We start from the raw sequence: 25,800 nt of genomic DNA on the forward strand, positions 1-25,800 counted from the left end.
AACATGAACCATGAGAATGGATTTATCAGCCCAGCCCCAGCAGCGGAATTCCGTGCGGCGATGGCCGAGGTGTGCACCCCGATCTCCGTCGTGACAACCGTCGAAGACGGACGGCCGTACGGCACAACGGTAAGCGCGTTCCTCTCCCTGTCGATGACGCCGCCCATGGTCCTGGTTTCACTCGGCAAGCAATCGCACCTGCTTGAGGTAATGCGACGAACCAGCGCATTCGGACTGAATGTGCTGGCAACCGGTCAGTCGGAGTTCGCGCTGCATTTCGGGACGAAGGCTCCCGACAAGTTCAGCGGTATCGACTGGTCATACGAGTGCGGGTCCGCGCGACTGCCCGGGGTCGCGGTGTGGGTCGCAGGCACTGTGGACACGTTCGTCGAGGGCGGCGACCACGTGCTGATGCTCGGCAACGTGGCCGCCGCGGACACCACGGAGCTTGCGCCGCTGACGTATCACGCCCACGCCTTCGGCACTCACCACCGCTTCGCCGAGGCATCCTGATGACGGGCCGATCGCCGGCCGCACGAGTGCGGCACGCCGCCTCCGCGCTCGCTGCCGGGGAGTTGGTGGTGGTCGCCGACGGCGCCGATCGGGAAAACGAGGTCGACCTGGTGGGCGCCGCCGAGCTGATGACACCGGAAAAGATGGCCTTCTTGGTGAGCCAAACGAGTGGGATCGTCTGCGCGCCGATGAGCGGCGAGCGCTGTGCCGAACTGCGACTGCCGCAGATGGTGGAGCGTAATACCGACGCGCACGGCACTGCGTTCACGGTGAGCGTCGACCACGTCGATTCCGGTACCGGCGTGTCGGCGGCGGCGCGGACGCGTACGGTGCGCGCGCTCGCGGATCACGACACTCTGGCGGAACAACTGCACCGGCCAGGGCATGTCTTTCCGCTCCGGGCCCGCGACGGCGGCGTGCTCGCCCGGGCCGGGCATACCGAGGCGGCGGTCGATCTGCTCGCGATCGCCGGCCTGTGCCAGGTCGGGGTGATCTCGGAGCTGGTGGCGGCGGGCGGGGAGATGTTGCGTGGCGATCAGGCGGCGGGGTTCGCCGACGAACACGGGCTGCCCCTGGTCGCCGTCGCCGATGTCGTGCGCTATCGCACGCACATCGAGAAGCTCCTGAAGGACGTCGCATCGGCAACGATGCCGACCGTGTTCGGCGCGTCCCGGGCGATTGCCGGCCGTGACGCCCTGGATGGCACCGAGCACCTGGCCTGGCCTGGCCTGGACGACATCGCCGCACCGAGCGTGGTGTCCCGCTCCGCCGAGCTGATCGCCGATGAGGGCACCGGCCTCATCGTCTACCTACGCGGATACGAAGGCCGGGCGTCGGACTGGCCAACAAGATCCACGCGTACGCGCTACAGGATCAGGGACTGAACACCGTCGACGCCAATACCGCGCTCGGTCTGCCGGCGGACGCACGCCGTCACGACACCGGCGCCGAGATCCTCGTCGGTCTCGAGGTGTCCCGGCTGCGGATGATCACCAACAACCCAGCCAAGATCGCCGGCTGGCCGGCTACGGCCTCGACCTCGTCGGCCAAGTCCCGCTGCCGAGCGCGGCGACCCGGCTACCTGCGCACCAAACGCGACCGAATGGGCCACGACCTCGCGATCGGAAAAGGGATCAGTCCGCTGGGAACGCGATGGTGGGCAAAGATCGGCCAAACGCTGGTGGCCGGTAGCCAGTGCGGCCGTGGGCGAGCTGTTCGGTGCGGGCCTGCCCCAACACGACCGTAGGCAAGCTGTTCGGTGCGGGGGGCGTCCCATGCCCAGTCTACCGGCCCACCCCGGCAAATCCCGTGGTCAAGCCGCAGCGGGCCCGAGTTGTCCACAACTCGGGAGGTCTGTGGGTAACCGAGTGCGGGAGCGCTCAGTCCGGCCATTCCGCGTGCCGCTTCTCCAGGAACGCGGCCATTCCCTCGCGCGCGCCGGGCAGCTGGGACGCCGAGGCCATCACCTCGACGGCCAGCGCGTAGGCGTCCGCCTCGGGCCGGTCCAGCTGGGCGTACAGGGTCTGCTTTCCCATGGCCTTGCTGGCGCGGCTGCCACGGGTGGCGCGGGCCAGCAGCTCGGCGACGGCGTCGTCCAGTGAGTCGTCCGGGACCACGCGGTTGACGAGGCCCCAGTCGAGCGCGGTCGCCGCGTCCACGACGTCGCCGGTCAGGGCCAGTTCCATCAGGCGCTTGCGGCCGATGGAGCGCGCCACCGGCACCGCGGGCGTGTGGCAGAACCAGCCGCCTTTGCCGCCAGGGAGAGCGAAACCCGCCGACGCCGCCGCGACGGCCAGGTCGCACGACGCCACCAGCTGGCAGCCCGCCGCCGTCGCCAGGCCGTGCACCCGCGCGATCACGACCTGCGGCAACGACTGCATGGTCCGCATCAGCTCGGTGCACAGCGTCAGCAACGAGCGCACGCCCATCAGGTCGCGGGAGGCGACGTCGCCGAAGTCGTGGCCCGCGGAGAACACCGGGCCGGCGCCGGCGAGCACGATGCCCGTCGCGTCGGTCTCACCCGCCGAGCGGAACGCCGCGAGCAGCTCACTCAAGTGGTCGGCGGACAGCGAGTTGCGCCGCGCCGCGCGGTTCATGGTGACGGTGATCGTGTCCCCGTCCCGTTTCACCAGGATGTGCTCGTACTCGCCCATCCCCCGACCGTACAGCGCTGTTCGTTACTAATCCGACGGCCGTCCTCGGCGGAAAGGGTTTCTACGAGCAGATCGGCTGCAGCCCGTTTCCGCCTACTTTCGGTCGGATTAGTAACCCTGCGGCGTCAGGAACGGAACGTGCGCCGGTACGAGTCCGGGCCCACGCCGACCTCGGCGCGCAGCCGTCGCCGCAGGTTCGCGGCCGTGCCGAGGCCGGACCGCTGCGCGACGCGCTCCACCGGCAGCTCCGTGGTTTCCAGCAGCCGCTGCGCGTAGCGGACGCGCTGCACGCGCAGCCAGCGCCCGGGCGTCGCGCCGGTGGCGGCCGCGAACTCGCGGTGGAACGTCCGCTCGCTCATCCCGGCGTGCCCGACGAGGTCGTCGACGCCGATGTCCTCGCCCAGCCGGCCCATCGCCCAGTCCATAGTGGACGACAGACCCGGCCGGGACGGCTTGGCCGGCAACGGGTTCTCGACGTACTGCCGCTGCCCACCCTCGCGCGCGGGCGGCATCACCAGCCGCCGCGCGAGCCGCGACGCGACGTCCGCGCCGTGGTCGCGGCGGACCAGGTACAGGCAGAGGTCGAGCCCGCCGACCACCCCCGCCGACGTGAGCACGCCGCCGGACTCGGTGTAGAGCACGTCGCGCTGAAGGTCGGCGCCCGGCGCGGCGACGGCCAGCGCGTCGAGGTCGCGCCAGTACGTGGTGGCCGGGCGGCCGTCGAGCAGCCCGGCCGCGGCCAGCGTGAACGCGCCGGAGCACAGCCCCGCCACCGTCGCGCCCGCGCGGTGCGCCCGGCGCAGCGCCGCACGGGCCGGGCCGGGAACGTCGGCCAGCGGGTCGTCGCGGCCGGGCGCGAGCACGAGGTCGCAGCCGTCGAGACCGGCGAGCCCGTGCGTGGCCGCGACCTCCCCGAACGGCGAGACCGGCGTGCGCCCGCGCCCCGCGGCGCACAGCCGCACGGAAAACGGGCCGATCCCGCTGTCGGTGCGGTCCTGGGCCCACACCTCGGCGATCACCGCGAGGTCGAACATCCGGCTGCCCGGCAGGAGCAGTACCCCGATCGTGCGCATGGCAGAAAAGTACCGCATCGCGCGTCTCCTGCCACTGTCCGCGACGTCGGCGGGGAGCCAGACTCGTCCGTATGACCGCACTCATCCTGATCGACGTCCAGCGCGGGTTCGACGAGCCGGGGTCCTGGGGCCCGCGCAACAACCCCGGGGCGGAGGCGAACATCAAGGCCCTGCTCGACGCGTGGCAGGAGCGCCGGCTGCCCGTCGTCCTGGTGCACCACGACTCGGCGAAGCCGGATTCGCCACTGCGCCCGGGCCAGCCGGGCCACGACTTCAAGTCCGAACTCGACGGCGCCCGCCCCGACCTGGTGTTCGGCAAGAAGGTGAACTCCGCCTTCATCGGCGACGTCGACCTCGACGCCTGGCTCAAGACGCGGGGCATCCGCAGCTTCGTGCTGGCCGGCATCCAGACCAACTTCTGCTGCGAGACCACCGCCCGCATGGGCGGCAACCTCGGCTACGACGTCACCTTCGCCCTCGACGCGACATACACCTTCGACCTGCCCGGCATCGACGGCGACGTCGTGACGGCGGACGAGCTGTACCGCGTGACGGCGGCGAACCTGGCCAACCAGTTCGCCACGGTGAGGTCCACAAAGGATATATTGGCCGGGATGGGCTAAGGGATGTCTCGTAATCCGGTCTCGGGCTCGCTGGGCCGGCAGGTGATCATCTGGAAGCTGGCCGCCTGACCGGGCCGCTGTATCGCTAAGCTACCAGGACCATTCAGGCTTCGAAGGCGTGCTTCACTTCGCGGGTCGGATCGAGGTCGCGGAGTCCGTTTCCCGGCCGGACATCTACTGGGACGTCAACGTGCGCGGGTCCCTCGCACTGCTGGAGGCGGCCCGCGCGGCGCACGTCCAGCGCATGATCTTCTCGTCGACCGGTTCGATGTACCGGGGCGCGGGCGACGAGAAGCTCGCCGAGACCGCCAAGGTGGAACCGCGCAATCCTTATGCGGCCAGCAAGCTCATGGTCGACTTGATGTTGTCCGCGGAAGCTGCGGCGTTCGGCCTCGGCGCGACGAGCCTGCGCTATTTCAACGCGGCCGGCGCGGTCGGCGAACTCGGTGAGCGGCACGACCCGGAGAGCCATCTCATCCCCATCGTGTTGCAGGTCGCGGCCGGCAAGCGAGAGCAGTTGCAGATGTACGGCAACGACTACCCGACCCCGGACGGCACTTGCGTGCGCGATTACATTCATGTCGCGGACCTGGCCACGGCGCATGTTCTCGCGCTGGAAGCGATCGAGCCTGGCCGTCACGAGGTCTACAACCTGGGCAACGGCAACGGCTACACCAACATGCAGGTCGTGGAAGCAGCTCGCGAGGTGACCGGGCGCCCCATCCCGGTAGTGCTTGCCCCTCGGCGCAAAGGCGACGCGGTGGTGACCGTCGCGAGCAGCGAGAAAGCCCGGAAGGACCTGGGGTGGCAGCCCGGCAGGCCTGACCTGCACGACATCGTTGCCGACGCCTGGAACTTCCACACCAACCACCATTGACCTTTGAGGCACGTTGGCCGGCTCAGGGGCGTGACTGCGGAGTCACGCCCCCTTCGGCGTCGAAGGCGGTCAGGATGCGCCCGGCGATGGTCCGCAATTGCCGGGCTTGCGCGGTGGTGAGCGGATCGAAGACGAGCCGGTTGACGGTCTCGACGTGTCCCGGCACCGCTTCGACGAGGACGGCCCGGCCTTTGTCGGTCAGGGCAGCCAGGGTGTAACGGCCATCGGCCGGATCCAGCGTGCGGGTGACCCACTCGCGGCGTTCCAGCCGCGCGACCGCTCGCGACAGGCGCGATAGCGAGCCGTTGGCATAGATCGCGAGCTCGCTCATCCGGAGCGTCCCCTCGTCGGCCTCCGACAGCGAGGCCAGGATGCCGTACTCGAAGTGGCTCAGGCCGGAGTCGCGCTGCAGCTGGTTGTCGAACGCGGTCGGCAGCCAGATCAGCATGCGGGCAAGGGCGACCCAGGTCTCCTGGTTGTCCTCGTCCAGCCAGCGCGGCTCGGGATCGGGTGGGTTCATGCGCCCATCTTACGTGACTGGGAAAGTCACGCCTCCTCGAACATCACTTGACTGAGCAAGTCATCCGGTCTACGTTTCACTTGCTCAGTCAAGTGATGTTCGACCTCCTGGTGCTGGTGGGACGGTTGCTTGCCGACGTTGGACAACGTCGAAATCAAACCCAAGGAGCTACCTTGCGTCAGCCAACCCGTCGTGCCGTCGTCCTGGGAAGCCTGCGAGGAGCGGGGGCGATCGCCGCCGCCACGGTCCTGGCCGGCGCCGCCCCCGCCCTCGCCTCGGTCCCGAGCACGCCGCCCGCCCGGCTCCCGGATCCGCCGCAGGACGTCACACACGCGACGCCACTGCTCGTACAGCGGGTCAACAACCTGTTCCGCGACAAGACCGCCCGAAACGTCGACGGCTTCCTTTCGCACTTCTCCCAGAATCCGCTGTACTACACAGACGCCACCCTGGGCTGGTACGTACCGAGCTGGACAGCCCTGAAGGCGACCTTCGCGCAGTACATGCCGACGTGGCCCGACACCGCGCGTTCCTACGCCACCCGCATCATCGGAGACGAGAACAGCGCGATCGTCGAGTTCGTCGACTCGCCGGAGCTCTTCGGCCACGAGATCCGCGCGATCGCCGCCGTCGACTTCCGGAACGGCCTCATTGTGCGCGAGGTCGACTACTGGGACGGACGTCATTTCGGCATCGCCGCCGTCAATGCGCTGCGCACCCCCGACGCCCAATTCCCGACGACTTACGGCGAGGAATACCTCGCCGAATGCTCCTCGCCGGCCCTGCGTCAGGTACTCGATCGATTACGCGCCGCCCTCGCTGCCGGCGACACCACCGGGCTGTTCGCCGAGGACGCCATCTTCGAAGACCTCGCGCTGCACACCGAATTCGCCGGCGCCTTGGCCATCAACGCCTACGTCAGCCGGGCCTATACCCGCCTGCCCTACGGCGTCGGCACCACCGTGCGCCGCACCCTGGGCAGTGGCCGGGGCGGAGGCTACGAATGGATCGGCAACGGATTCTCCAGCAGTCACGGGATTATCGCGATCGAACTCGACGCGGCCGGCCGCATCACCCGATTCACCGCCGCCTGGGACGCGTCCCGGCTCGACGCCACCGCCGTGACCACCTTGCTCGCGGACACCCTCGAACACTGACCACATCGGGTCATCCGCCAGTTCAATCAAAAAACCGACAAAAGGATTCTGAACATGTCCACCGATACTCAGCACTCCCGCGATAACGCGCAGATGAACGCGGTCGTCATTCAGGCCAGTGGGCTGCCGGCGCAGTCCTTGGCCTATCGCCCCGAGCCGGTGCCGCGGCCGGGTCCGGGGGAGGTGCTCGTCGAGGTCCACGCGGCCGCGGTGAACCCGCTCGACCTCGCCAACGCCGCAGGCTTTCTCGGCACGCCGCTGCCGATGATCCCCGGAGGCGACTTCGCCGGCATCGTCGTCTCCGACGGCGACCGCACCGGACAGGAGGTGTGGGGTTGCGGGCCATCGCTGGGAATGGCGATCGGAGTGGAGCGACCGGGCACGCACGCGCGTTTCGTCGCCCTTCCCGAGACGTGGCTGTCACGCAAGCCCGAGCGCCTGACGATGATCGAAGCCGCCGCTGTCGGCCGGTCCTACCTCACGGCCTGGCAGACGGTCATCAACGTCATGGAGGTCATGCCCGGCGAGACGATCCTCATCACCGGCGGCTCGGGCATGGTCGGCCAGGCCGCCGCCGCGATCGCCCGCTGGCGTGGCGCGGAGCCGATCATCGCCGATGTGCGCAAGCCCGACGGCGTTGACCACTTCATCGACACCAGCTCCAGCGACCTGCGCGAGGCGGTGCTCGAACTCACCGACGGGCGCGGCGCCGACCTGGCGCTGGACACGCGCGGTGGCGCGCTGTTCGAACCCACGCTTCGCAGCCTGCGGTTCGAGGGCCGGATGGCCGGGATCTTCAACGCCGAACCGCGGGTCGAGTTCGACCTGAGCGAGGTCTACAACCGCCAGCTGCACGTGACGGGACTCGCCAGCGTGTTCCTGGACGGGGCTGACGCGGCGCGCATCTTCGACCAGCTCCGGGTGCTGTTCGACCGCGGCCTCCTCGTTCCCCCGGCCGTGGCGGCGTGGCCGCTCGAGAAGAGCGCCGAGGCGTACGAGACGGTGCGCGCCGGGTCCGCCGGGATCAAGCAGGTTCTGCTGCCGATCCCGTAACCACGCATCTCGTCTGTCGTCAGCCGGTGAGGCCGTGCCGCTCGCGGATCAGGTCGACGATCCCGGCCATGATGCCGGTCAGCTCGTAGTCCTTGGGCGTGAACACGCGGGCGATGCCGCGCTCGGTGAGCAGCGCGGCATCGTCCGGCGGGATGATGCCGCCGACGATCACCGGGATGTCGGCGGCGCCCGCGGCGCGCAGGCCGTCGACCACGAGCGGCACGACCTCCAGGTGCGAGCCGGACAGCACGGACAGCCCGACCACGTGCACGCCCTCCTGCACGGCGGCCGCGACGATCTGGTCCGGGGTCAGCCGGATGCCCTGGTAGACCACCTCGAACCCGACGTCGCGGGCCCGGACGGCGACCTGCTCGGCGCCGTTGGAATGCCCGTCCAGGCCCGGCTTCCCGACCAGGATCCGCAGCCGCTCGCCCAGTTCCGCTTCCGTGGCGCGGATCCGGGCGCGCACGCGTTCCAGCTCCGGGTCACCCTTCCCGGCGGCCGCGGCGGCGGAAACACCCGTCGGCGCGCGGTACTCGCCGAACACCTCGCGCAGGGCGCCGGACCACTCGCCGGTGGTCACGCCCGCGCGCGCACAGTCCACAGTGGCCTCGAACAAGTTGTCCGAAGTCGCCGCCTTCTCCTTCAACGCCGCCAAGGAAGCCTCGACAGCGTCGTTGTCGCGGTGCGTCCGCCAGTCCTCGATCGCCGACACCGCGGCCTTTTCGACGGCCGGGTCGATCGTCTCGATCGCCTTCGCGCCCTCGGCCTGCAGCGGCGACGGTTCGGTGGTGTCGAACTTGTTCACGCCGACCAGCACGCGCTCGCCGTTCTCCATCCCCCGCCGGTACTCGGCGAGCGACGTGACCAGCTGCGACTTCATGTACCCGCTCTCGACGGCCGCGACCGCGCCGCCGAGGTCCTGCACCCGCGCGATCTCCTCGCGCGCACCGGACATGATCTCGTCCACTTTGGCCTGAACCACGTGCGAGCCGTCGAAAATGTCCTCGTACTCCAGCAAATCGGTCTCGAACGCGAGCACCTGCTGCATCCGCAACGCCCACTGCTGGTCCCACGGCCGCGGCAGGCCGAGCGCCTCGTTCCACGCCGGCAGCTGGATCGCGCGCGCCCGCGAGCCGCGCGAAAGCGAGACCGCCAGCATCTCCAGCACGATCCGCTGGACGTTGTTCTCCGGCTGCGCCTCGGTGAGCCCCAGCGAGTTCACCTGCACGCCGTAACGCAGGCGCCGCGCCTTCGGGTCCTCGACGCCGTAGCGGTCCCGCGTCAGCTCGTCCCACAACGCCGTGAACGCGCGCATCTTGCACATCTCTTCGACGAACCGCACACCGGCGTTGACGAAGAACGAGATCCGCGCGACCACCTTCGCCATGTCCGACGGCTCCACCTGGCCGGAGTCGCGCACGGCGTCCAGCACGGCGATGGCGGTGCACAGCGCGTACGCGACCTCCTGCGTCGGCGTCGCGCCGGCCTCCTGGAGGTGGTAGCTGCAGATGTTGATCGGGTTCCACTTGGGCACGTGGCGCACGGTCCACGCGATCATGTCGGTGATCAGCCGGAGGCTCGGCCCGGGCGGGAAGATGTACGTGCCGCGGGAGAGGTACTCCTTGATGATGTCGTTCTGCGTGGTCCCGGTGAGCTTCGCGAGCACCTCGTCCACGTCGCGGCCCTCGGCCTCGGCCTGCTCGCGCGCGACCGAGACGTACAGCGCGAGCAGCCACATCGCGGGCGCGTTGATGGTCATCGACGTGTTGGCCTCGGCCAGCGGGATGCCGTCGAACAGGCGCCGCATGTCGCCGATGTGGGAGACGGGCACGCCGACCTTGCCGACCTCGCCGCGCGCGAGCACGTGGTCCGGGTCGTAGCCGGTCTGCGTGGGCAGGTCGAAGGCGACCGAAAGCCCGGTCTGGCCCTTCGCGAGGTTGCGGCGGTACAGCTCGTTGGACGCGGCGGCCGAGGAGTGCCCGGCGTAAGTGCGCATCACCCAGGGCCGATCGCGCTCGTGGTCGGATGGATACGGCACGGGCCACCTCCGGCGTTGGGTGCGCCGATTGTACCCACCGGTAACTTCCGCCGGGCAGTGCAATCGGACACGTAAGGGTGGCAAGGCTCGTGAGTGTTTATGACGGTTCTAACCGTCATAAACACTCACGAGCCCTTGTCGAGGTCGACGACCCCCAGCGGCGGCGCCCCCTGCGCCTCTTCGTCGAGCGTCATCTCCACCGAGTCACGGTGGTCCAGCTCGTGGCGCTTGGTGCCGTAGAGGAACGCGGTGACCTCGTCCAGGTAAGTCGAGGACAGCCGCGCCTTCAGCTTCGACGGCCGTCTCTTCGGCCGCATCTCGTACGCCCCGACGGCGACGAGCAGGAGCGTCATGCCGGGCAGCCCCAGAGCCAGCACTGTCTCCACGGCCGGTGAACGAACGGCGGCACAACGGAGTTCCGAGCGGTTCGCGGGACGAACCCGCACAAGGTGGTCAGCGGGCCCCGCCGGGACTCGGGTGCCGAGGAACCGGACCCGCGTGCTGGGCCCCTTCGATCAGAGCTGCGACCCGTTGCGCGTCCGGGATCGCCCGCAGCTCTGGCAGGAACGGCGCCCAGGCGCCCCGCACCGGCTGGTTCCTCAACCCCCATCGGGTGTACGGCCGGGTGCCGAACAAGATCGTGCCGGTACCGTCCGGCCGCTGCTTGACCTCCGGCCGCCCGAGGTCATTCAGCCGTACCCAGCGGTACTCGGCCGCGGCCGGCCACTGGGCGACGAGGACCAGCCGCACGGTCGTGACCACGTACGTCGTCGCCACAGTCAGCGCGCGGCGGCCCTGCAGCTGATAGATCACCGGCGTCACCATCACGGCCAGGGCCGGGTACCACGCGAAAAACGGCAGCGGCGGCAACCCCGTCGTCTCCGGAACTATGAACGTCGCCAAGAACGCCAGCCCCAGCACCACGAGCACGGTGTGCTCCCAATACCAGCGTGGCTGCCGCACCGGCCGGCCCCGCCAGAGCTCCTGCTCGCCCACTTCCATCGGAAACGCCTGCATGTCGCCCTCCCCAGGTCTCGGGGGATACACGCCGGGCGGTTCGTCCCGGTTGCCGGAGCACTGTGACGAAAATCCGCGAGACGCCGCCCGTCGAGGCCCTTAGGCTGGCAAAACGTGACTTGGAGTGGGTACGGCAGCTACCTGGTGATCGTTGTCCTCATCGTGCTCGCGCCGGGACCGGACACGATGGTGATGCTGAAGAACTCGCTGTCCGGCGGCACGCGCGGCGGGCTGCTGGCGACGTTCGGCATCTTCACCGGCAACGCGGTGCAGGGCACGGCCGCGGCGCTCGGGCTCGGCGTGGTGATCGCGCGGTCCCAGCCGGTGTTCCTCACGCTGAAGTGGCTCGGCGCGGCCTACCTGGTGTTCCTCGGGTTCCAGGCGCTGCGCGGCGCGTGGCGCGGGAACTACGCCACCGTCGAGGAAACCCGGCGCAAGCGCACCAGCGGGTTCCGCCGGTGGCGCGAGGGCTTCCTCTCCAACATCACCAACCCCAAGGTGCTCGTGCTGTACCTGTCCGTCCTGCCGCAGTTCCTCGACCCCGTGCGGACCACGACGTGGGACGCGCTGGTGCTCGCGTACACCGTCGCGGTGCTGGGTTCGCTGTGGCTGATGGTGCTGCTGTTCTTCGTGCACCGGGTGCGAACCTGGCTGGAGCGCCGCAAGGTCCGGCGCGCGCTCGACGGCGTCACCGGCACCGCGCTGCTCGGCTTCGGGGCGGCTCTGGCATTGGAGTCCTGACCGGAGTTACGGTTCGCGCATGACGTGGGGTGTGTACGGCGGATTCCTCGCCATGATGATGCTTCTCGCCGCGGCTCCGGGGCCGGACAGCATGGTGGTGCTGAAAAACGCGCTGTCCGGCGGTGCCAGGGGCGGCGCGTGGGCGTGCTTCGGCATCGCCGTCGCGAACTTCCTGCAGGGCACCGCCGCCGCGCTCGGGCTGGGCGCGGTGATCACCAGTTCGCGGCCGGTGTTCGAGACCGTGAAGTGGCTGGGCGTGGCGTACCTCTGTTACCTCGGCTTCCAAGCTTTGCGCGGCGCCTGGCGCGGGGACTACGAGGCGCTGCACGACGCCCGGCGCCAGCGGCAGACCCCGTTTCGCCGCTGGCGCGAGGGCTTCCTGTCCAACGTGACCAACCCGAAGGTGCTGGTGCTGTACCTCTCGGTGCTGCCCCAGTTCCTCGTCCCCGGCGTCACCACGACCGGCGACGCGCTGCTGCTGGCCTACACCGTCGCCGGCGTCGGCGTGGTGTGGCAGGTGCTGCTGCTCCTGCTCGTCCACCGCGTCCGCGCCTGGCTGGAGCGCCGCCGGGTGCGCCGCACGCTCGACGGCGTCACCGGCACCGTGCTGATCGGCTTCGGCGCCGCGCTTGCCTTGGAGGGCTAGCGGATTTCTTCGTTCGCGAAGGTGCGGAAGTCACGGGCGGGGCGGCCGGTCACGCGCTCGACGGTGTCGGTCACGCGGTCCTCGGACCCTTCGCGGATGGCGTCGTCCATCGCGGCGAGGACAGCCGCGAACTCCGCCGGGATGCCGGCCGCGATGTGGCGCGCCGCGAGCTCGGCCGAGGTGACGGCGCGGTGCGTGACGGGCCGCCCGAGCCGTTCCGCCACGATCGCCGCGGCTTCGGCGTAACTGAGCGCCGACGGGCCGGTGAGCACGTGTTCGGTGTTGTGCGGTTCGGCGTCGGTCAGCGCGCGGACGGCGACGGCGGCGATGTCGGTGGCGTCCACGAACCCGACGCGGGCGTCACCGGTCGCCGTGACGATCGCGCCGTCCCGCGCCGTCTGGCCGACGAGGTGCTCACCGGTGAAGTTCTGCATGAACCACGACGGCCGCAGGACCGCCCAGCCCGGCTGCCTCTGGACGAGCCCGTGCAGCTCGCCGAGGCCGGGGGTGGTGTCGTCTACCGGCGACGAGCTGAGCAGCACGACCCTGGCGTCCGGCGCGGCGGCGAGGAACGGCTCCACCAGCGGCCGCGGCTCGGCGACCCCGATCGGGGCGACCAGGTAGACGGCCCCGACGCCGTCGAGGGCCTCGGCGTGGGTCGCGCGGTCGGCCCAGTCGAACCGGACCTGGCCGGGCCGCGTCGGCCGGCGCGTCGCGGCCCGGGTCGGGACGCCCCGGTCGCGCAGCTGCCGGAGCACTCGGCCGCCGGTGTTCCCGGTCGAGCCGAGCACCAGGACGTCACGCATCCCGGCCCCCGGCGAACGCGGTGAGCAGCTGGTCTGCGCCGCCGAGGACCTCGGCCGCGGCGAGCGGGCTCCAGTAGTCGCGGTAGTGCCGGATCTCGCCGTCGCGGACGGTCAGGACGGCGATGTAGCCGAGCCGGTACGGCTTCCCCGTCGCGACGGCCACCCCGGCGACCTCGAACTCGACGACGGTGACGCCGGCGTCCGCCGTCTCGTGCACGGTCTTCTCGGTGATCTCGCGGATGTCCAGCAGGTCGGGATAGCCGCGCAGGTACTCGGCGATCGCCGCGCGGCCCTCCACCCGGCGCGGGTAACCGGGCGAGGCGAACGGGAATTCGAGCACCCCGTCCTCGGCCCACAGGTTCGCGAACCCGGCCATGTCGTGGGCGAGCAGCCGGTCGAGCGCACGGTCGACGAGAGTCATGGCTCCCCTTCAGAGTCGTCGGGACGGGACTGTATCGTCCCGACTAAAAGGTACCTGAGAGGCAACGGTTCCGTCCACTCGCTCAGCCCGCGGATGATCCGCCGGTGCCCGCGGCTCGGAGCCGGTGTCCTCTCAGGTCACAGAGCGCGGTTACGCGCGGTCCGGCTCGCCGGCCACGCGGTCGATGCGGGCGCCGAGGCGGTTCAGGTTCTCGACGAAGTGCGGGTAGCCGCGGTCGATGTGGAAGACGTCCCAGACCTCGGTGACGCCGTCGGCGCAGAGGCCGGCCAGCACCAGGCCCGCGCCGGCGCGGATGTCGGAGGCCCAGACCGGGGCGCTGGACAGGCGTTCGACACCGCGGACGACGGCGTGGTGGCCGTCCGTGCGGGCGTCGCCGGAGAGGCGGATCATCTCCTCGATGAAACGGAACCGCGCCTCGTAGACGTTCTCCGTGATCATCGACGTGCCCTCGGACACCGCCGAGAGCGCGACCGCGAACGGCTGCAGATCAGTGGCGAAGCCGGGGTACGGCAGCGTCACCCAGTCGACCGCCTGCGGGCGCTCGGGCTGGACGATGCGGAAGCCCTTCTCGTCGAAGGTCGTCACTTCCGCGCCGCCGAGGCGGAGCTTGTCCAGCACCAGGTCCAGGTGATGCGGGTTGACCCCGCGCACGGTCAGGTCGCCGCGCGTCATGGCCGCGGCGAACGCCCAGGTCGCGCCGACGATCCGGTCGCCGATCACCCGGTGCTCGGTCGGCCGGAGCTGCTCGACGCCGTGCACCGTGAGCGTCGACGTGCCGGCGCCCTCGATCCGCGCGCCCATCTCGACCAGCATCTCGCAGATGTTGATGATCTCCGGCTCGCGCGCGGCGTTGTCGATCACCGTGGTGCCCTCGGCCAGCACCGCGGCCATCAGGATGTTCTCGGTCGCGCCGACGCTCGGGAAGTCGAGCCAGATCTGGGCGCCGACAAGCGATTCCGCCTTCGCCACCACGCAGCCGTGCTCGATGGTGCTCGTGGCGCCCAGCTTGCGGAGGCCGTTCTGGTGCATGTCGAGCGGCCGCGAGCCGATCGCGTCACCGCCGGGCAGCGCGACGACGGCCTGCTTCAGCCGGCCGACCAGCGGCCCCAGCACGCAGACGGACGCGCGTAGCTTGCCCATCGCCGGCGAATCCGCGCGGTGCGACAGCTCCGCGGGCGTGGTGATGGTCGCCGTGTCGCCCTCGATCACCACCTCGCAGCCCACGCTGCGCAGGACGTCGCCCATCAACGGGACGTCCAGGATCTGCGGGCAGTTCCGGATGGTGGTCGTGCCCTCGGCCAACAGGGCCGCCGCCATCAGCTTCAGCACGCTGTTCTTGGCTCCGACCACGTCGACCTCGCCGACCAGCCGTGCCCCGCCGTGCACGTCGAAGTGCTCGCTCATGGCCGCCAATCATGCCCTCCGGTCCAGTTTTGCCTTACGCGGGGCCGGTAGAGTCGGGCTCATGGTCGTTCGCATCAATCGCGTCTACACCAAGGTCGGCGACAGCGGCAGCACCGCGCTGGGCGACGGCTCCCGGGTGCCCAAGACCTCGCCGCGCCTCGGCGCGTACGCGGAAACCGACGAGGCCAACTCCGTGATCGGACTGGCCGTCGCGGCCGGCGGCCTCACCGACGAGCTGACCGCCGTGCTGCGGCGCGTGCAGAACGACCTCTTCGACGTCGGCGCCGACCTGTGCCTGCCGATCCAGCAGGACCCGCCGTACGAGCCGCTGCGCATCACCGAGGCGTACCTGGAGCGGCTGGAGGGCTGGTGCGACGAGTTCAACGAGCGGCTGCCGAAGCTCACGTCGTTCATCCTGCCGGGCGGCACCCCCGACGCGGCCTACCTGCACCAGGCCCGCACCGTCACCCGCCGCGCGGAACGCGCCGCCTGGGCGCTGATCGAGGCCGAGCCGGGCACCACGAACCCGATCGCGGCGAAGTACCTGAACCGGCTGTCCGACCTGCTGTTCATCCTCTCCCGGCTGGCCAACCCGGACGGCGACGTCCTGTGGCAGCCGGGCGGCTGAGCGAACTCGCGCCGAACAGCGACACATCCGATCGGCGTGACAAGTACCTAGTCCCCGCCGCCGGGAACGACGTCGAGCCCGTGCAGCGGGTCCGGCACGGCGTCGAGCGCCGCCCTGACCGCAAGCCGATCGCGGAACTCGTCGCGGATGAGCTCAGTCCGGAAGGCGACCTCGAGCACCACACCACGGCCGTGCTCCCGCCAGGCCCACCGCACGGCTCGGTTCGCGATCGCGGCGTCGGTCAAGGCCTCGGCGTGGGCCCGGCGCCACTCGCGCGCCGGGACCGGCCCGTCAAGGACCTCGATGCGCAGCCAAGGATCCGACACCCGCTAGAGCCGATCCTTGGCGGCCCAGTAACGCTTGCGCTCAGCGCGCTCCTCGGCGTCCATGACACCCAGGATAGGCGCGGTTCAGGACGCCCGGGGCAGCCTTCGCCCCGGCGGCGCGGACTCGAGCCAGGACAGGAACCCGGTCAGCGCGCCCGGTCCCATGGCGATCTCGATCGCCTCCTGCGTGGGCGACTCACAGCGCAGGACGGTCGCGCCCTCGGGCACCGCGTAGGCCTCCGTGCCCGACGGGTCCCGCCGGTCGGCGATCTGCATGCTCGCCCGCTGGAAGACGCGGTCCGGGCCGGTGCGCAGGCTCCACACGCGGTACCAGACGAACTCGTCACCCTCGTAGCGGCCGAGGCCGAGGTGCCAGCTGGAGCGGGCCGCGTCCGGACGCCACCGCAGCGCGACGCTGACGCCGCCACCGCGGCGCATCCGGATCCAGCGCTGGCCGTACCAGGCGACCAGCACTGCGAGCACGAGCAGGAGCCCCAGCACCACGATGGCGATCTTCACGGCCCGGCTCCTGCTCGTCGCTCGATCAGACCGACTGACCGGCCGCGCGCAGCTGGGCCGATGCCCTGGCCCGCCCCGCCTCGTCGTCGCCGGTGAGGGCTGCCTTCGCGGCATCCACGTCGATCTCGTCGGAGAGCTCGGCGCTCTCGGCGAGCACGCTCACCCCCGTGCCGGTCACCGACAGGAAACCGCCGTGCACGGCCGCGCAGACCGTTTCGCCGTCGGTCGTGGTCACCTTCACCACGCCACCTTCGACCAGCTGCCCCAGTACCGGCTCGTGGCCGGCCATGATGCCGATCTCACCCTCGGTGGTCTGGGCCACCACGAAGGTGGCGGTACCCGACCAGAGCCGGCGCTCCACGGCCACCAGCTCCACGGACATCTCAGCCACGTAGCACTCCTTCGCTCGGGGTGTCACCACCGAGTGTAATAGGTCAGGCTCCGGTTACGAGAACGGCGGGGGCTGGAGTCCATAATGGACACAGCCCCCGCCGTCCCCGAGGAGTCACTTCTTGGTGATTTCCTTGTACTTCTTCTCGAGGTCTTCGAGGCCACCGATACCCAGGAACGCCTGCTCCGGGTAGTGGTCGAAGTCGCCCTTGGCGATGCGGTCGAACGACTCGATGGTCTCCGACAGCGGCACCGTCGAGCCCGGGATCTGCGTGAACGCCTCCGCGACCAGCATGTTCTGGGAGAGGAAACGCTCGATCCGGCGGGCGCGCTGGACGGTGAGCTTGTCCTCTTCCGAGAGCTCGTCCATGCCGAGGATCGCGATGATGTCCTGCAGTTCCTTGTACTTCTGCAGGATCCGGATGACCTCGGACGCGACCCGGTAGTGGTCCTCGCCGACGATGGCCGGGTCGAGGATCGTCGAGGTCGACGCCAGCGGGTCCACCGCCGGGAAGATGCCCTTCTGGAACACGCCACGCGAGAGCTCCGTGGTGGCGTCCAGGTGGGCGAACGTCGCGGCCGGGGCCGGGTCGGTGTAGTCGTCCGCGGGCACGTAGATCGCCTGCATCGAGGTGATCGAACGGCCACGGGTCGAGGTGATCCGCTCCTGCAGCTGGCCCATCTCGTCCGCCAGCGTCGGCTGGTAGCCCACGGCCGAAGGCATCCGGCCCAGCAGGGTCGAGACCTCGGAGCCGGCCTGGGTGAACCGGAAGATGTTGTCGATGAACAGCAGCACGTCCTGGTTCTGCACATCGCGGAAGTACTCCGCCATGGTCAGCGCGGACAGCGCGACGCGCATACGCGTGCCGGGCGGCTCGTCCATCTGGCCGAACACGAGGGCGGTGTCGTTGATGACGCCGTCCTCGCTCATCTCCAGGAAGAGGTCGTTGCCCTCACGGGTGCGCTCGCCGACGCCGGCGAACACCGAGGTGCCACCGAAGTTCCGGGCGACACGGGTGATCATCTCCTTGATCAGCACCGTCTTGCCCACGCCGGCACCGCCGAACAGGCCGATCTTGCCACCCTGGACGTACGGGGTGAGCAGGTCGACGACCTTCAGGCCGGTCTCCAGCATCTCCGTCTTGCCCTCGAGCTGGTCGAAGGAAGGCGGGTTGCGGTGGATGCCCCAGCGCTCGAGGTCGTCGCCGTAGCCGGGCTCGTCCAGGCACTCGCCGAGCGCGTTGTAGACGTGGCCCTTGACCTTGTCGCCCACCGGGACGGTGATCGGCTTGCCGGTGTCGGTGACCTCGGCGCCGCGGACGAGGCCGTCCTGCGGCTGCAGCGAAATGGTGCGCACGAGGTTGTCACCGAGGTGGCTGGCGACCTCGAGCGTCACGGTCTTGCGCAGCTGCTCGAACTCGATCTCGACCTTGAGCGCGTTGAACTGGTCGGGCACGGAACCGCGCGGGAACTCGACGTCGACGACCGGACCGGTCACCGACACGATGCGCCCCTTGGCGCGCGGGGCTTCAGTACTGGTCATCAGTCATCACTTCCTGCTGCGGTGAGCGCGTTCGCGCCACCGACGATTTCGGAGATCTCCTGGGTGATCTGCGCCTGACGGGCCTGGTTCATCTCCCGCGTCAGGTTTCCCACCAGGTCGTTCGCGTTGTCCGACGCGGCCTTCATCGCGGTGCGCCGGGCTGCCAGCTCCGACGCCGCCGACTCCAGCAGCGCCGAGTAGAGGCGCGTGTTGATGTACTTCGGCAGCAGCGCGGACAGCAGGCGGTCGGCACTCGGCTCGAACTCGTAGCTCGGGAGCAACCCGGGCTGCGGTTCTTCCTCGCTGTACTCGACCTCCAGCGGGGCGACCCGCTTGGCCACCGGGCGCTGCGTCAGCATCGAGACGAACTCGGTGTAGACGACGTGGATCTCGTCGACCCCTTCGATGCCGTCGGCGTTGCCGGTGGCGTCGTCGGTGCCGGAGAGGAACGAGGCCACCAGCGTCTCGGCGGCCTCGACCGCGTTGGCGTAACCCGGCTGGTCGGAGAAGCCCGTCCAGCTGCCGGTCACCGGGCGGCCGCGGAACCGGTAGTAGTTCAGCCCCTTGCTGCCGGTCACGTAGACCTCGGGCTGCTTGCCCTCGTCACGCAGGAGCTTGAGCAGTTCCTCGGTCGCCTTGAGCACGTTGGTGTTGTACCCACCGCACTGGCCCTTGTCGCTGGTGACGACCAGTACCGCGGCGCGCTTCGGGTTCGGGCGCTCGACCAGCAGCGGGTGGTCGAGGTTGGCCGCCGCACCGGCCAGCGCCGAGAGCACCTTGGTGATCTCGTCGGCGTACGGCCGGGAGGCGGCGACCTTCGCCCGCGCCTTGGTGATGCGCGCGGTGGCGATGAGCTCCATCGCCTTGGTGATCTTGCCGATCGATTTGGTCGCCTTGATGCGCGACCTGAGTTCCCGCAGCTGTGCGGCCATGAGCTACCAGCTCACTTCTTCGGCGCGGGCTTGTTGACCTTCACGGTCTCCTGCCCGACCTGGTCGGCGTCCATGGCCTCGGTGTTCGCTTCGGCCAGGTTCTTGCCCTCGGAGGTGGTGAACTCCTTCTTGAACTCGTTCACCGCGTCGACCAGGCTCTCGCGGGCCTCGGGCGAGAACTTGCCCGTGTCGCGGACCGAGCCGAGGATCTCGCCGTGCTTGCGGCGCGCCGAGTCGAGGAACTCGTGGTTGAACCGGCGGACGTCCTCGGTCGGGACCGAGTCGTAGTGCCCGTTCGTGCCCAGGAACACCGTGGCGACCTGCTCCTCGACCGGGACCGGCGAGTACTGCGGCTGCTTGAGCACCTCGTACAGGCGCGCGCCCCGCTCGAGCTGTGCCTTGGAGGCGTCGTCGAGGTCGGAGGCGAACGCGGCGAAGGACTCCAGCTCGCGGTACTGCGACAGGTCGATCCGGAGCGAGCCCGAAACGTCCTTCATCGCCTTGACCTGCGCGGCACCACCCACGCGGGACACCGAGATGCCCACGTCGATGGCCGGGCGCTGGCCGGCGTTGAACAGGTCCGACTGGAAGAAGCACTGGCCGTCGGTGATCGAGATGACGTTCGTCGGGATGTAGGCCGACACGTCGTTGGCCTTGGTCTCGATGATCGGCAGCCCGGTCAGCGAGCCGGCACCCAGCTCGTCCGACAGCTTCGCGCACCGCTCCAGCAGGCGGGAGTGCAAGTAGAAGACGTCGCCGGGGAAGGCCTCGCGGCCCGGCGGGCGGCGCAGCAGCAGCGAGATCGCGCGGTAGGCGTCGGCCTGCTTGGTCAGGTCGTCGAACACGATCAGGACGTGCTGGCCCTCGTACATCCAGTGCTGGCCGATGGCCGAGCCGGTGTAGGGGGCGATCCACTTGAAGCCGGCCGAATCGGAAGCCGGGGCCGCGACGATGGTGGTGTACTCCATCGCGCCCGCGTCCTCGAGCGACTTCTTCACCGCGGCGATCGTGGAGCCCTTCTGGCCGACCGCGACGTAGATGCAGCGAACCTGCTTCTTCGTGTCGCCGGTCTCCCAGTTGGCCTTCTGGTTGATGATCGTGTCGACCGCGACCGCCGTCTTGCCGGTCTTGCGGTCGCCGATGATCAGCTGGCGCTGGCCACGGCCGATCGGCGTCATCGCGTCGATGGCGGTGATGCCGGTCTGCAGCGGCTCGGACACCGGCTGGCGCTCGACCACCGAGGCGGCCTTGAGCTCCAGCGGGCGACGGCCCGTGGTCTCGATCTCGCCGAGCCCGTCGATGGCCTGGCCCAGCGGGTCCACGACCCGGCCGAGGTAGCCGTCGCCGACCGGCACGGACAGGACCTGGCCGGTGCGCTTGACCTGCTGGCCTTCTTCGATGGTCTCGAAGTCACCCAGGATAGCGACACCGATCGAACGCGCGTCGAGGTTCAGCGCCACACCGAGGACGCCGCCCGGGAACTCGAGCAGCTCGTTGGCCATGGCCGAGGGCAGGCCCTCGACGTGGGCGATACCGTCACCGGCGTCGACGACGACGCCGACCTCTTCCCTCTCAACGGAAGGGGCGTAACTCGAGACGTAGTTCTCGATCGCGTGGGCGATCTCGTCCGAGGAGATCGTCAGCTCCGCCATTTCGTTCCCGCTCTCGCTTCTGTTCTGTCCAGTGTGCAAAGTCTGTTGGGCCGGCCGGGCACGCCGGTCAGGCCCGGCTCAGCCGGCCACGCAGGGTGGCGAGCTGTCCGGCCGTGCTGCCGTCGATGACCTCGTCGCCGACCCGGACGACGAGTCCGCCGCCGAGCCGGGGGTCCACCTCGACGTGCAGGGCCATGGACCGGCCGTAGATCCCGTTGAGCTTCGACCCGAGCTGGGTCTGCTGCTCGTCGGTGAGGGCGTTCGCGCTCGTCACATAGGCGACGGAGCGCTGACGCCGTTCCGCGGCCAGCTTGACCAGCTTGTCGAGCCCGATGCCGACGCCACGCCCCTTGGCGCGGCGGACGACCTGCTCGACCAGGGTCTCGGTGACCACGTCGACCTTGTCCGCGAACAGCCCCCGGACCAGCGTCCGCTTGGCTTCGGCGGGGCCGGCCAGGTCCGAGAGCGCGGCCTCCAGCTCCGGGGAGCCGGCCACGATGCGCGCGACCTGGAACAGCTGGGATTCGACGGTGTCGACGTTCCCGGTCTGCTCGGCGGCGGTGAGCAGCGCCGAGCGGCCGACCGACTCGAGCCCGTCGGTCAGCTGACGCGGGCTGGACCAGCGGCTGCCCGCCACGGTGTCGAGCACCTTCAGCGACGGCTCGCTCAGCTTCCCGTCGAACAGGCGACGGACGAGGCCCTGGCGGGCCTCCGGCTCGACCGAAGCGTCGCCGACTGCCCGGCGCAGGCCGATCTCGCGGTCGAGGAGGTCGACGACCGAAAGCAGCTCGTCCCCGACCAAGGCCGGCACTGCGGGGTCGGCGTCGGCCAGTACCTCGCCGAGACGCTTCTCGGCGAGGTCGAGCGCTTCACGGCTCGCAGCATGCAGCGTCATTCTGGTCTACTTCCCCGCTCCGTTAGCGCCGGCGGTTTCCAGCTCCTGCAGGAAGCGGTCGACGGTGCCCCGGCGACGCGCCTCGTCCTCGAGCGACTCGCCGACGATGCGGCTGGCCAGCTCGACCGCGTTGCGGCCCATGTCGGCCCGCAGCTCGGCGACGATCTGCGCCTTCTGGGCCTGCAGCTGGGCCTGCCCCTGCGCGACGATCCGCTGGGACTCGGACTCGGCCTCGGCGCGGAGCTCCGCCTTGATCTGCTCGGCTTCGAGCCGCGCGTCGTCACGGATCTTCGCGGCCTCGGACCGGGCCTCGGCCAGCTGCGCCTTGTACTGCGCCAGCGCTTCTTCGGCCTCGGCCTGGGCGCGCTCGGCCTTCTCGATGCCGCCTTCGATCTTCTGCGCCCGCTCCTCGTACGCGGTCTCGAAACGCGGGACCACGTACTTCTTGAGGATGAACAGCAGAATCAGGAACGCGACGATACCGAGGATCAGCTCCGACCAGTCCGGAATGATCGGGTTGTGGGCCTCGGCCAGCACCACTTCGGTCTTCAGCACAACGTCTCCTTAAGCGAGAAGCAGACGACTCAGGAGGAGGCGATGAAGTAGATGACGATACCGATCAGGGCGAGCACCTCGGTGAGCACGAAGGTCGCGTAACCGATGCCCTGGAGCTTGCTCTGCGCCTCCGGCTGACGGGCGGTGCCGTTGATCACCGCGGCGAAGATCAGGCCCACGCCGATGCCCGGGCCGATCGCGCCAAGGCCGTAACCGATCGCGGCGAGACCCTTGTTCAGGTTCACGGTCGTCTCGGCGGCGGCCTGGGCCAGAAGGATGTTGCTCACGTGCGTTTCCCTTCACTTCGGTCCGCGTACTCACGCGGATCGGGGCTTGTCTTTTCTCAGTGCTCCGCGGCCAGCGCGGCGCCGATGTACCCCGCGGACAGCAGGGCGAAGATGTAGGCCTGCAGCACCTGGATGAAAGCCTCCAGGAAGGTCAGCCCGATCGCGAAGATCCAGGCCACCAGGGAGACCGGCTTCAGCGCGATGCTCGACGTCTCGGTCAGCAGGAAGGTGCCGCCGAGCGTGAACACCGCGAGGATGAGGTGTCCCGCGAACATGGCGGCGAAAACTCGGATGGCGAGTGTGAGCGGGTTGAGGAAGAACTTCTCCGCGAACTCGATCACCGCGAACAGCGGCAGCACCGGGCCCGGCACCCCGGCCGGGGCGAGCTCCTTCTTGAAGTACCCGCCGAGGCCGTGCCGCTTGATCCCCACGTAGTGGTAGACCGGGTACACCACGAGCACCGACAGCGCGACCGGGAAAGCGAACCGCGCCATGGTCGGGAACTGCAGGAAGGGGATGATGCCGTACAGGTTGTTCATCAGGATGAAGGTGAACAACGCGAAAATCATCGGAACGAAGCGCTTGAAGTCTCGTGAGCCGATCTGCTCACGCGCGATGTTGTTCCGGGCGAAGTCATAGATGAACTCGGCGGCGAACTGCCCCTTGGTCGGCACGACCTTGAGCTTGCGGGTCGCCAGCAGGAAGTACGTCGCAATGATGATCACCGAGAGCACGACCAGGAGCATCGGCTTGGTGACAAAGCCGAACAACGGCGGCAACTCGAAGCTTTCCGCACCCGGGGGTGTAAACGTCGCACCCTCGGTCAGTACCAGCGCGCCCACTGGGCTCCTCCCGGTTCTCCCGGCCGGCGTTCACTCCGCCGGGGGAATCGTCACGATCTGGACTTAACGTACCCGACACGCGTCGGGACGCCGGAGGCGGCTTACCCACTGTGCGCCGAAGACGGCTTGCACACGGGGATGTCTCGCGTTAACACTGCCCTGCGGTCTACTTCGGACCTGCAGCGGAAGGCGGAAACCATCGGTCGCCACACTGCTGATCGCGGTTCGTCGTCGGGAGTGTGCGGCCGAGGCCGCCACCCATGAGCGGACCATACCAGCAGGTCAATCAGTGCCGTACAGACGTACTCCTAACCAGCCGAACGGTCGAGGACCTAAGTCCCGGGCCGACCGGGACCGGCGTCCCGAACCGGTCACTTCCCATTCAAGAACCGGTCACTTGCCTTCGGTGATGACGATCGCCGGGAGGTTGGTACGGCGGAAAGCGGCGAACTCCACGGCCGCCGCGACCAGGATGGCCACGATCATGGTGATGCCCAGCGACATCGGGTGCAGCACGGTCACGCCCTTGAGCAGGGTGAGCGCGCCGAAGAGCACGATGACCTTGATGACGTACCCGCCGAGCGCGATGACCATCACGAACATCGGGTCCTGGCCGGCGCTGAACCGCATCATGCCGAGGGTGGACAGCGAGGCGAGCAGCGCCAGCACGCCGCCGACGAGCGAGCCGAGGAATCCGTGCAGTCCGTTGAGGACGCTGAACAGCACGATGCAGACCAGCACGGCGGGCGGGGTCACCAGCAGCGACGCCCGGGTCATCGCCCGTGCGGCCTTCCGCACCGGTGCGGCGTGCGGGTTCTCCTGCGCGGTGGTCTCGGTGTCGCTCACAACTGGCTCCCTGCTCGGTTCGACCCGCCAGTATAGAGGTGGTCCCGGACCAGGTCCGGCCCGGTGCTACACGCTCGGGCGGTGACGCGCGCGCAGCCTCGGGACGATCGAAACCAGCACGGCCGCCGCCAGTGCCAGGCCGATCACCCAGAACTTCACCGAGCCGTCGAACAGCGTCAGCGAAACCGCGCCGAACGCCAGGATCCCGGCCCACAAGTAGATGAGCAGCACCGCGCGGCGCTGCGAGTGGCCGATCTCCAGCAGCCGGTGGTGCAGGTGCATCTTGTCCGCCGCGAACGGGCTCTCGCCGCGGCGGGTGCGGCGGATCACGGCCATGATCAGGTCCAGCAAGGGCACGAAGAGCACCGCGACGACCACGACGAGTGGCGAAAGCAGGGCCAGCGCGTCCGAAGCGCTGAAGTGCGTGTAGTTCACCCGGCCGCTGGCGGACGTCGTCGCGCCGGCGAGCACCAGCCCGATCATCATCGATCCCGAGTCGCCCATGAATATCTTGGCGGGCTGGAAGTTGTACGGCAGGAAGCCGAGACAGGCCCCGGCGAGCGTGGCCGCGATCAGCGCCGGCGGGTACGAGCCGAAGTCGCCGCCCGAGCTGTCGAGCAGGCCGAGGGAGAACGCGCAGACGGCCGAGGCGGCGATGAAGCCGAGGCCGCCCGCGAGCCCGTCGAGGCCGTCCACGAAGTTCATCGCGTTGACCATCACCACGACCAGCAGCACGGTCAGCAGCGCGCCCTGGTTCTTGTCCAGCACCAGCACGGAGCCGAACGAGTCGCCCTGGCCGCCCCACGGCACCCAGAACGACACCCACTGCACGCCGAAGATGACCAGGATCCCGGCGCACATCACCTGCCCGGCGAGCTTCGTCCAGGCGTCCAGCTCGAACCGGTCGTCCAGCGCGCCGATGAGCGAGATGACGCCGGCCGCGAGCAGCACGCCGACCGAGTCGAGCGAGACGTCGAAACCGTGGCTGAGCGCGGGCAGCTGGTGCGCGAGCCCCATCGCCGCGGCGACCCCGAGGTAGATGCCGATCCCGCCCATGCGCGGGATCGGCGTCACGTGGACGTCGCGGGCGCGCGGGTTGGCGATCGCGCCGATGCGGATCGCGACACGGCGGACGACGCCGGTGAGCAGGAACGTCACAGCCGTCGCGGTGAGCGCGACGAGGAGGTACTCCCGGATCGGGAGAAGTCCTTGCACAGGGGGCATGACCGCGTCACGCCTGCCGGGGGGTCCGAGTCACCGCGTCACGCTACCGCGACCGTGAGACAGCGTTGTAAACGACTGTCACCGGGTCGCTGCGG

30 protein-coding genes and 1 pseudogene are annotated in these 25,800 nt (G+C 69.4%); 10 read left to right on the forward strand and 21 right to left on the reverse strand.

The window, feature by feature from the left end:
* Positions 1-3: 3 nt before the first annotated feature.
* The 3 genes from OG943_RS28050 (at position 4) to OG943_RS28060 (ending at position 1,759) form a co-directional block, all read left to right on the forward strand.
* Positions 4-513, forward strand: a complete 510-nt coding sequence (locus OG943_RS28050) for a flavin reductase family protein (protein WP_328603920.1) — start codon at positions 4-6, stop codon at positions 511-513.
* A gap of 68 nt (positions 514-581) precedes the next feature.
* Positions 582-1,397 (forward strand): 3,4-dihydroxy-2-butanone-4-phosphate synthase, encoded by an 816-nt coding sequence (gene ribB, locus OG943_RS28055; RefSeq protein ID WP_328603921.1) that lies wholly within the window; start codon positions 582-584, stop codon positions 1,395-1,397.
* Positions 1,394-1,759: a hypothetical protein gene (locus OG943_RS28060; protein WP_328612162.1), complete on the forward strand. Its 366-nt coding sequence runs from the start codon at positions 1,394-1,396 to the stop codon at positions 1,757-1,759. The genes ribB and OG943_RS28060 overlap by 4 nt, the downstream gene beginning before the upstream one ends.
* Before the next feature lie 133 nt (positions 1,760-1,892).
* On the opposite strand, the gene OG943_RS28065 is transcribed toward OG943_RS28060, so the two are convergent.
* Both OG943_RS28065 and OG943_RS28070 read right to left on the reverse strand, forming a co-directional pair.
* Positions 1,893-2,666 (reverse strand): enoyl-CoA hydratase-related protein, encoded by a 774-nt coding sequence (locus tag OG943_RS28065; protein WP_328603922.1) that lies wholly within the window; start codon positions 2,664-2,666, stop codon positions 1,893-1,895.
* Between the two features lie 125 nt (positions 2,667-2,791).
* Positions 2,792-3,739 carry a GlxA family transcriptional regulator gene (locus tag OG943_RS28070; RefSeq protein WP_328612163.1) on the reverse strand — a complete coding sequence of 316 codons (948 nt, stop codon included), beginning with the start codon at positions 3,737-3,739 and terminating at the stop codon, positions 2,792-2,794.
* A 71-nt stretch (positions 3,740-3,810) separates the two neighbouring features.
* On the opposite strand from OG943_RS28070, the gene OG943_RS28075 reads away from it, so the two are divergent.
* On the forward strand, positions 3,811-4,362 hold the full coding sequence (locus tag OG943_RS28075) for a cysteine hydrolase family protein (protein WP_328603923.1): 552 nt from the start codon (positions 3,811-3,813) through the stop codon (positions 4,360-4,362).
* Positions 4,363-4,465: 103 nt separating this feature from the next.
* Positions 4,466-5,239 (forward strand): annotated as a pseudogene (galE, locus tag OG943_RS28080) (UDP-glucose 4-epimerase GalE); the annotation flags it as partial.
* Positions 5,240-5,261: 22 nt separating this feature from the next.
* On the opposite strand, the gene OG943_RS28085 reads toward galE, so the two are convergent.
* Positions 5,262-5,759: a MarR family winged helix-turn-helix transcriptional regulator gene (locus OG943_RS28085; protein ID WP_328603924.1), complete on the reverse strand. Its 498-nt coding sequence runs from the start codon at positions 5,757-5,759 to the stop codon at positions 5,262-5,264.
* A 95-nt stretch (positions 5,760-5,854) separates the two neighbouring features.
* Between OG943_RS28085 and OG943_RS28090 the strand changes: the two genes are divergently transcribed.
* The gene (locus tag OG943_RS28090; protein WP_328603925.1) at positions 5,855-6,916 is read left to right on the forward strand and encodes a hypothetical protein; all 1,062 of its coding nucleotides are present in this window, start codon (positions 5,855-5,857) and stop codon (positions 6,914-6,916) included.
* Between the two features lie 54 nt (positions 6,917-6,970).
* Positions 6,971-7,969 carry a quinone oxidoreductase family protein gene (locus tag OG943_RS28095; RefSeq protein WP_328603926.1) on the forward strand — a complete coding sequence of 333 codons (999 nt, stop codon included), beginning with the start codon at positions 6,971-6,973 and terminating at the stop codon, positions 7,967-7,969.
* A gap of 19 nt (positions 7,970-7,988) precedes the next feature.
* Here OG943_RS28095 and OG943_RS28100 read toward each other — a convergent pair whose 3' ends face one another.
* The 3 genes from OG943_RS28100 to OG943_RS28110 all read right to left on the reverse strand — a co-directional run bounded on the left by OG943_RS28100 (position 7,989) and on the right by OG943_RS28110 (position 11,027).
* Positions 7,989-10,010 carry a protein meaA gene (locus tag OG943_RS28100; RefSeq protein WP_328603927.1) on the reverse strand — a complete coding sequence of 674 codons (2,022 nt, stop codon included), beginning with the start codon at positions 10,008-10,010 and terminating at the stop codon, positions 7,989-7,991.
* A 125-nt stretch (positions 10,011-10,135) separates the two neighbouring features.
* Positions 10,136-10,396: a DUF6191 domain-containing protein gene (locus OG943_RS28105; RefSeq protein WP_328603928.1), complete on the reverse strand. Its 261-nt coding sequence runs from the start codon at positions 10,394-10,396 to the stop codon at positions 10,136-10,138.
* A 67-nt stretch (positions 10,397-10,463) separates the two neighbouring features.
* The gene (locus tag OG943_RS28110) at positions 10,464-11,027 is read right to left on the reverse strand and encodes a hypothetical protein (RefSeq protein ID WP_328603929.1); all 564 of its coding nucleotides are present in this window, start codon (positions 11,025-11,027) and stop codon (positions 10,464-10,466) included.
* Between the two features lie 114 nt (positions 11,028-11,141).
* Here OG943_RS28110 and OG943_RS28115 point away from each other — a divergent pair, with 114 nt between their 5' ends.
* Positions 11,142-11,768 (forward strand): LysE family translocator, encoded by a 627-nt coding sequence (locus OG943_RS28115; RefSeq protein WP_328603930.1) that lies wholly within the window; start codon positions 11,142-11,144, stop codon positions 11,766-11,768.
* 19 nt (positions 11,769-11,787) lie between these two features.
* On the forward strand, positions 11,788-12,414 hold the full coding sequence (locus OG943_RS28120; RefSeq protein WP_328603931.1) for a LysE family translocator: 627 nt from the start codon (positions 11,788-11,790) through the stop codon (positions 12,412-12,414).
* Here OG943_RS28120 and OG943_RS28125 read toward each other — a convergent pair.
* The 3 genes from OG943_RS28125 to murA form a co-directional block, all read right to left on the reverse strand.
* Positions 12,411-13,220 (reverse strand): NmrA family NAD(P)-binding protein, encoded by an 810-nt coding sequence (locus OG943_RS28125; protein WP_328603932.1) that lies wholly within the window; start codon positions 13,218-13,220, stop codon positions 12,411-12,413. The two genes, OG943_RS28120 and OG943_RS28125, sit on opposite strands and share 4 nt — an antisense overlap.
* Complete coding sequence (locus tag OG943_RS28130) at positions 13,213-13,641, reverse strand: nuclear transport factor 2 family protein (RefSeq protein ID WP_328603933.1); 429 nt, start codon at positions 13,639-13,641, stop codon at positions 13,213-13,215. The genes OG943_RS28125 and OG943_RS28130 overlap by 8 nt, the downstream gene beginning before the upstream one ends.
* 150 nt (positions 13,642-13,791) lie before the next feature.
* Positions 13,792-15,066 carry a UDP-N-acetylglucosamine 1-carboxyvinyltransferase gene (gene murA / locus OG943_RS28135; protein ID WP_328603934.1) on the reverse strand — a complete coding sequence of 425 codons (1,275 nt, stop codon included), beginning with the start codon at positions 15,064-15,066 and terminating at the stop codon, positions 13,792-13,794.
* A 61-nt stretch (positions 15,067-15,127) separates the two neighbouring features.
* Here murA and OG943_RS28140 point away from each other — a divergent pair, with 61 nt between their 5' ends.
* Positions 15,128-15,694, forward strand: coding sequence for a cob(I)yrinic acid a,c-diamide adenosyltransferase (locus tag OG943_RS28140; protein ID WP_328603935.1), 567 nt, complete (start codon positions 15,128-15,130; stop codon positions 15,692-15,694).
* A gap of 47 nt (positions 15,695-15,741) precedes the next feature.
* On the opposite strand, the gene OG943_RS28145 is transcribed toward OG943_RS28140, so the two are convergent.
* The 12 genes from OG943_RS28145 to OG943_RS28200 form a co-directional block, all read right to left on the reverse strand.
* Entirely contained in the window at positions 15,742-16,020 is a 279-nt protein-coding gene (locus OG943_RS28145) for a hypothetical protein (protein ID WP_328603936.1), read from the reverse strand.
* Between the two features lie 84 nt (positions 16,021-16,104).
* On the reverse strand, positions 16,105-16,539 hold the full coding sequence (locus OG943_RS28150) for a DUF2550 domain-containing protein (RefSeq protein WP_328603937.1): 435 nt from the start codon (positions 16,537-16,539) through the stop codon (positions 16,105-16,107).
* Positions 16,540-16,564: 25 nt separating this feature from the next.
* The gene (locus OG943_RS28155; protein WP_328612164.1) at positions 16,565-16,921 is read right to left on the reverse strand and encodes a F0F1 ATP synthase subunit epsilon; all 357 of its coding nucleotides are present in this window, start codon (positions 16,919-16,921) and stop codon (positions 16,565-16,567) included.
* A gap of 123 nt (positions 16,922-17,044) precedes the next feature.
* On the reverse strand, positions 17,045-18,472 hold the full coding sequence (gene atpD / locus OG943_RS28160) for a F0F1 ATP synthase subunit beta (protein ID WP_315656398.1): 1,428 nt from the start codon (positions 18,470-18,472) through the stop codon (positions 17,045-17,047).
* Entirely contained in the window at positions 18,472-19,404 is a 933-nt protein-coding gene (locus tag OG943_RS28165) for a F0F1 ATP synthase subunit gamma (protein ID WP_328603938.1), read from the reverse strand. The genes atpD and OG943_RS28165 overlap by 1 nt, the downstream gene beginning before the upstream one ends.
* Positions 19,405-19,415: 11 nt before the next feature.
* Positions 19,416-21,056 (reverse strand): F0F1 ATP synthase subunit alpha, encoded by a 1,641-nt coding sequence (gene atpA, locus OG943_RS28170; RefSeq protein ID WP_328603939.1) that lies wholly within the window; start codon positions 21,054-21,056, stop codon positions 19,416-19,418.
* A 67-nt stretch (positions 21,057-21,123) separates the two neighbouring features.
* Positions 21,124-21,951, reverse strand: coding sequence for a F0F1 ATP synthase subunit delta (locus OG943_RS28175; RefSeq protein WP_328603940.1), 828 nt, complete (start codon positions 21,949-21,951; stop codon positions 21,124-21,126).
* 6 nt (positions 21,952-21,957) lie between these two features.
* Positions 21,958-22,506 (reverse strand): F0F1 ATP synthase subunit B, encoded by a 549-nt coding sequence (locus OG943_RS28180; protein WP_328603941.1) that lies wholly within the window; start codon positions 22,504-22,506, stop codon positions 21,958-21,960.
* Positions 22,507-22,535: 29 nt separating this feature from the next.
* Complete coding sequence (locus tag OG943_RS28185) at positions 22,536-22,793, reverse strand: ATP F0F1 synthase subunit C (RefSeq protein WP_328603942.1); 258 nt, start codon at positions 22,791-22,793, stop codon at positions 22,536-22,538.
* A 56-nt stretch (positions 22,794-22,849) separates the two neighbouring features.
* A complete protein-coding gene (atpB, locus tag OG943_RS28190) occupies positions 22,850-23,635 on the reverse strand; it encodes a F0F1 ATP synthase subunit A (RefSeq protein ID WP_328603943.1) in 786 nt (261 codons plus the stop codon).
* 393 nt (positions 23,636-24,028) lie between these two features.
* Entirely contained in the window at positions 24,029-24,481 is a 453-nt protein-coding gene (locus OG943_RS28195; protein WP_328603944.1) for a hypothetical protein, read from the reverse strand.
* A 66-nt stretch (positions 24,482-24,547) separates the two neighbouring features.
* On the reverse strand, positions 24,548-25,705 hold the full coding sequence (locus OG943_RS28200; RefSeq protein WP_328603945.1) for a glycosyltransferase family 4 protein: 1,158 nt from the start codon (positions 25,703-25,705) through the stop codon (positions 24,548-24,550).
* Between the last annotated feature and the right edge of the window lie 95 nt (positions 25,706-25,800).

The sequence above is a fragment of the Amycolatopsis sp. NBC_00345 genome, from assembly GCF_036116635.1.
GTDB lineage: Bacteria > Actinomycetota > Actinomycetes > Mycobacteriales > Pseudonocardiaceae > Amycolatopsis.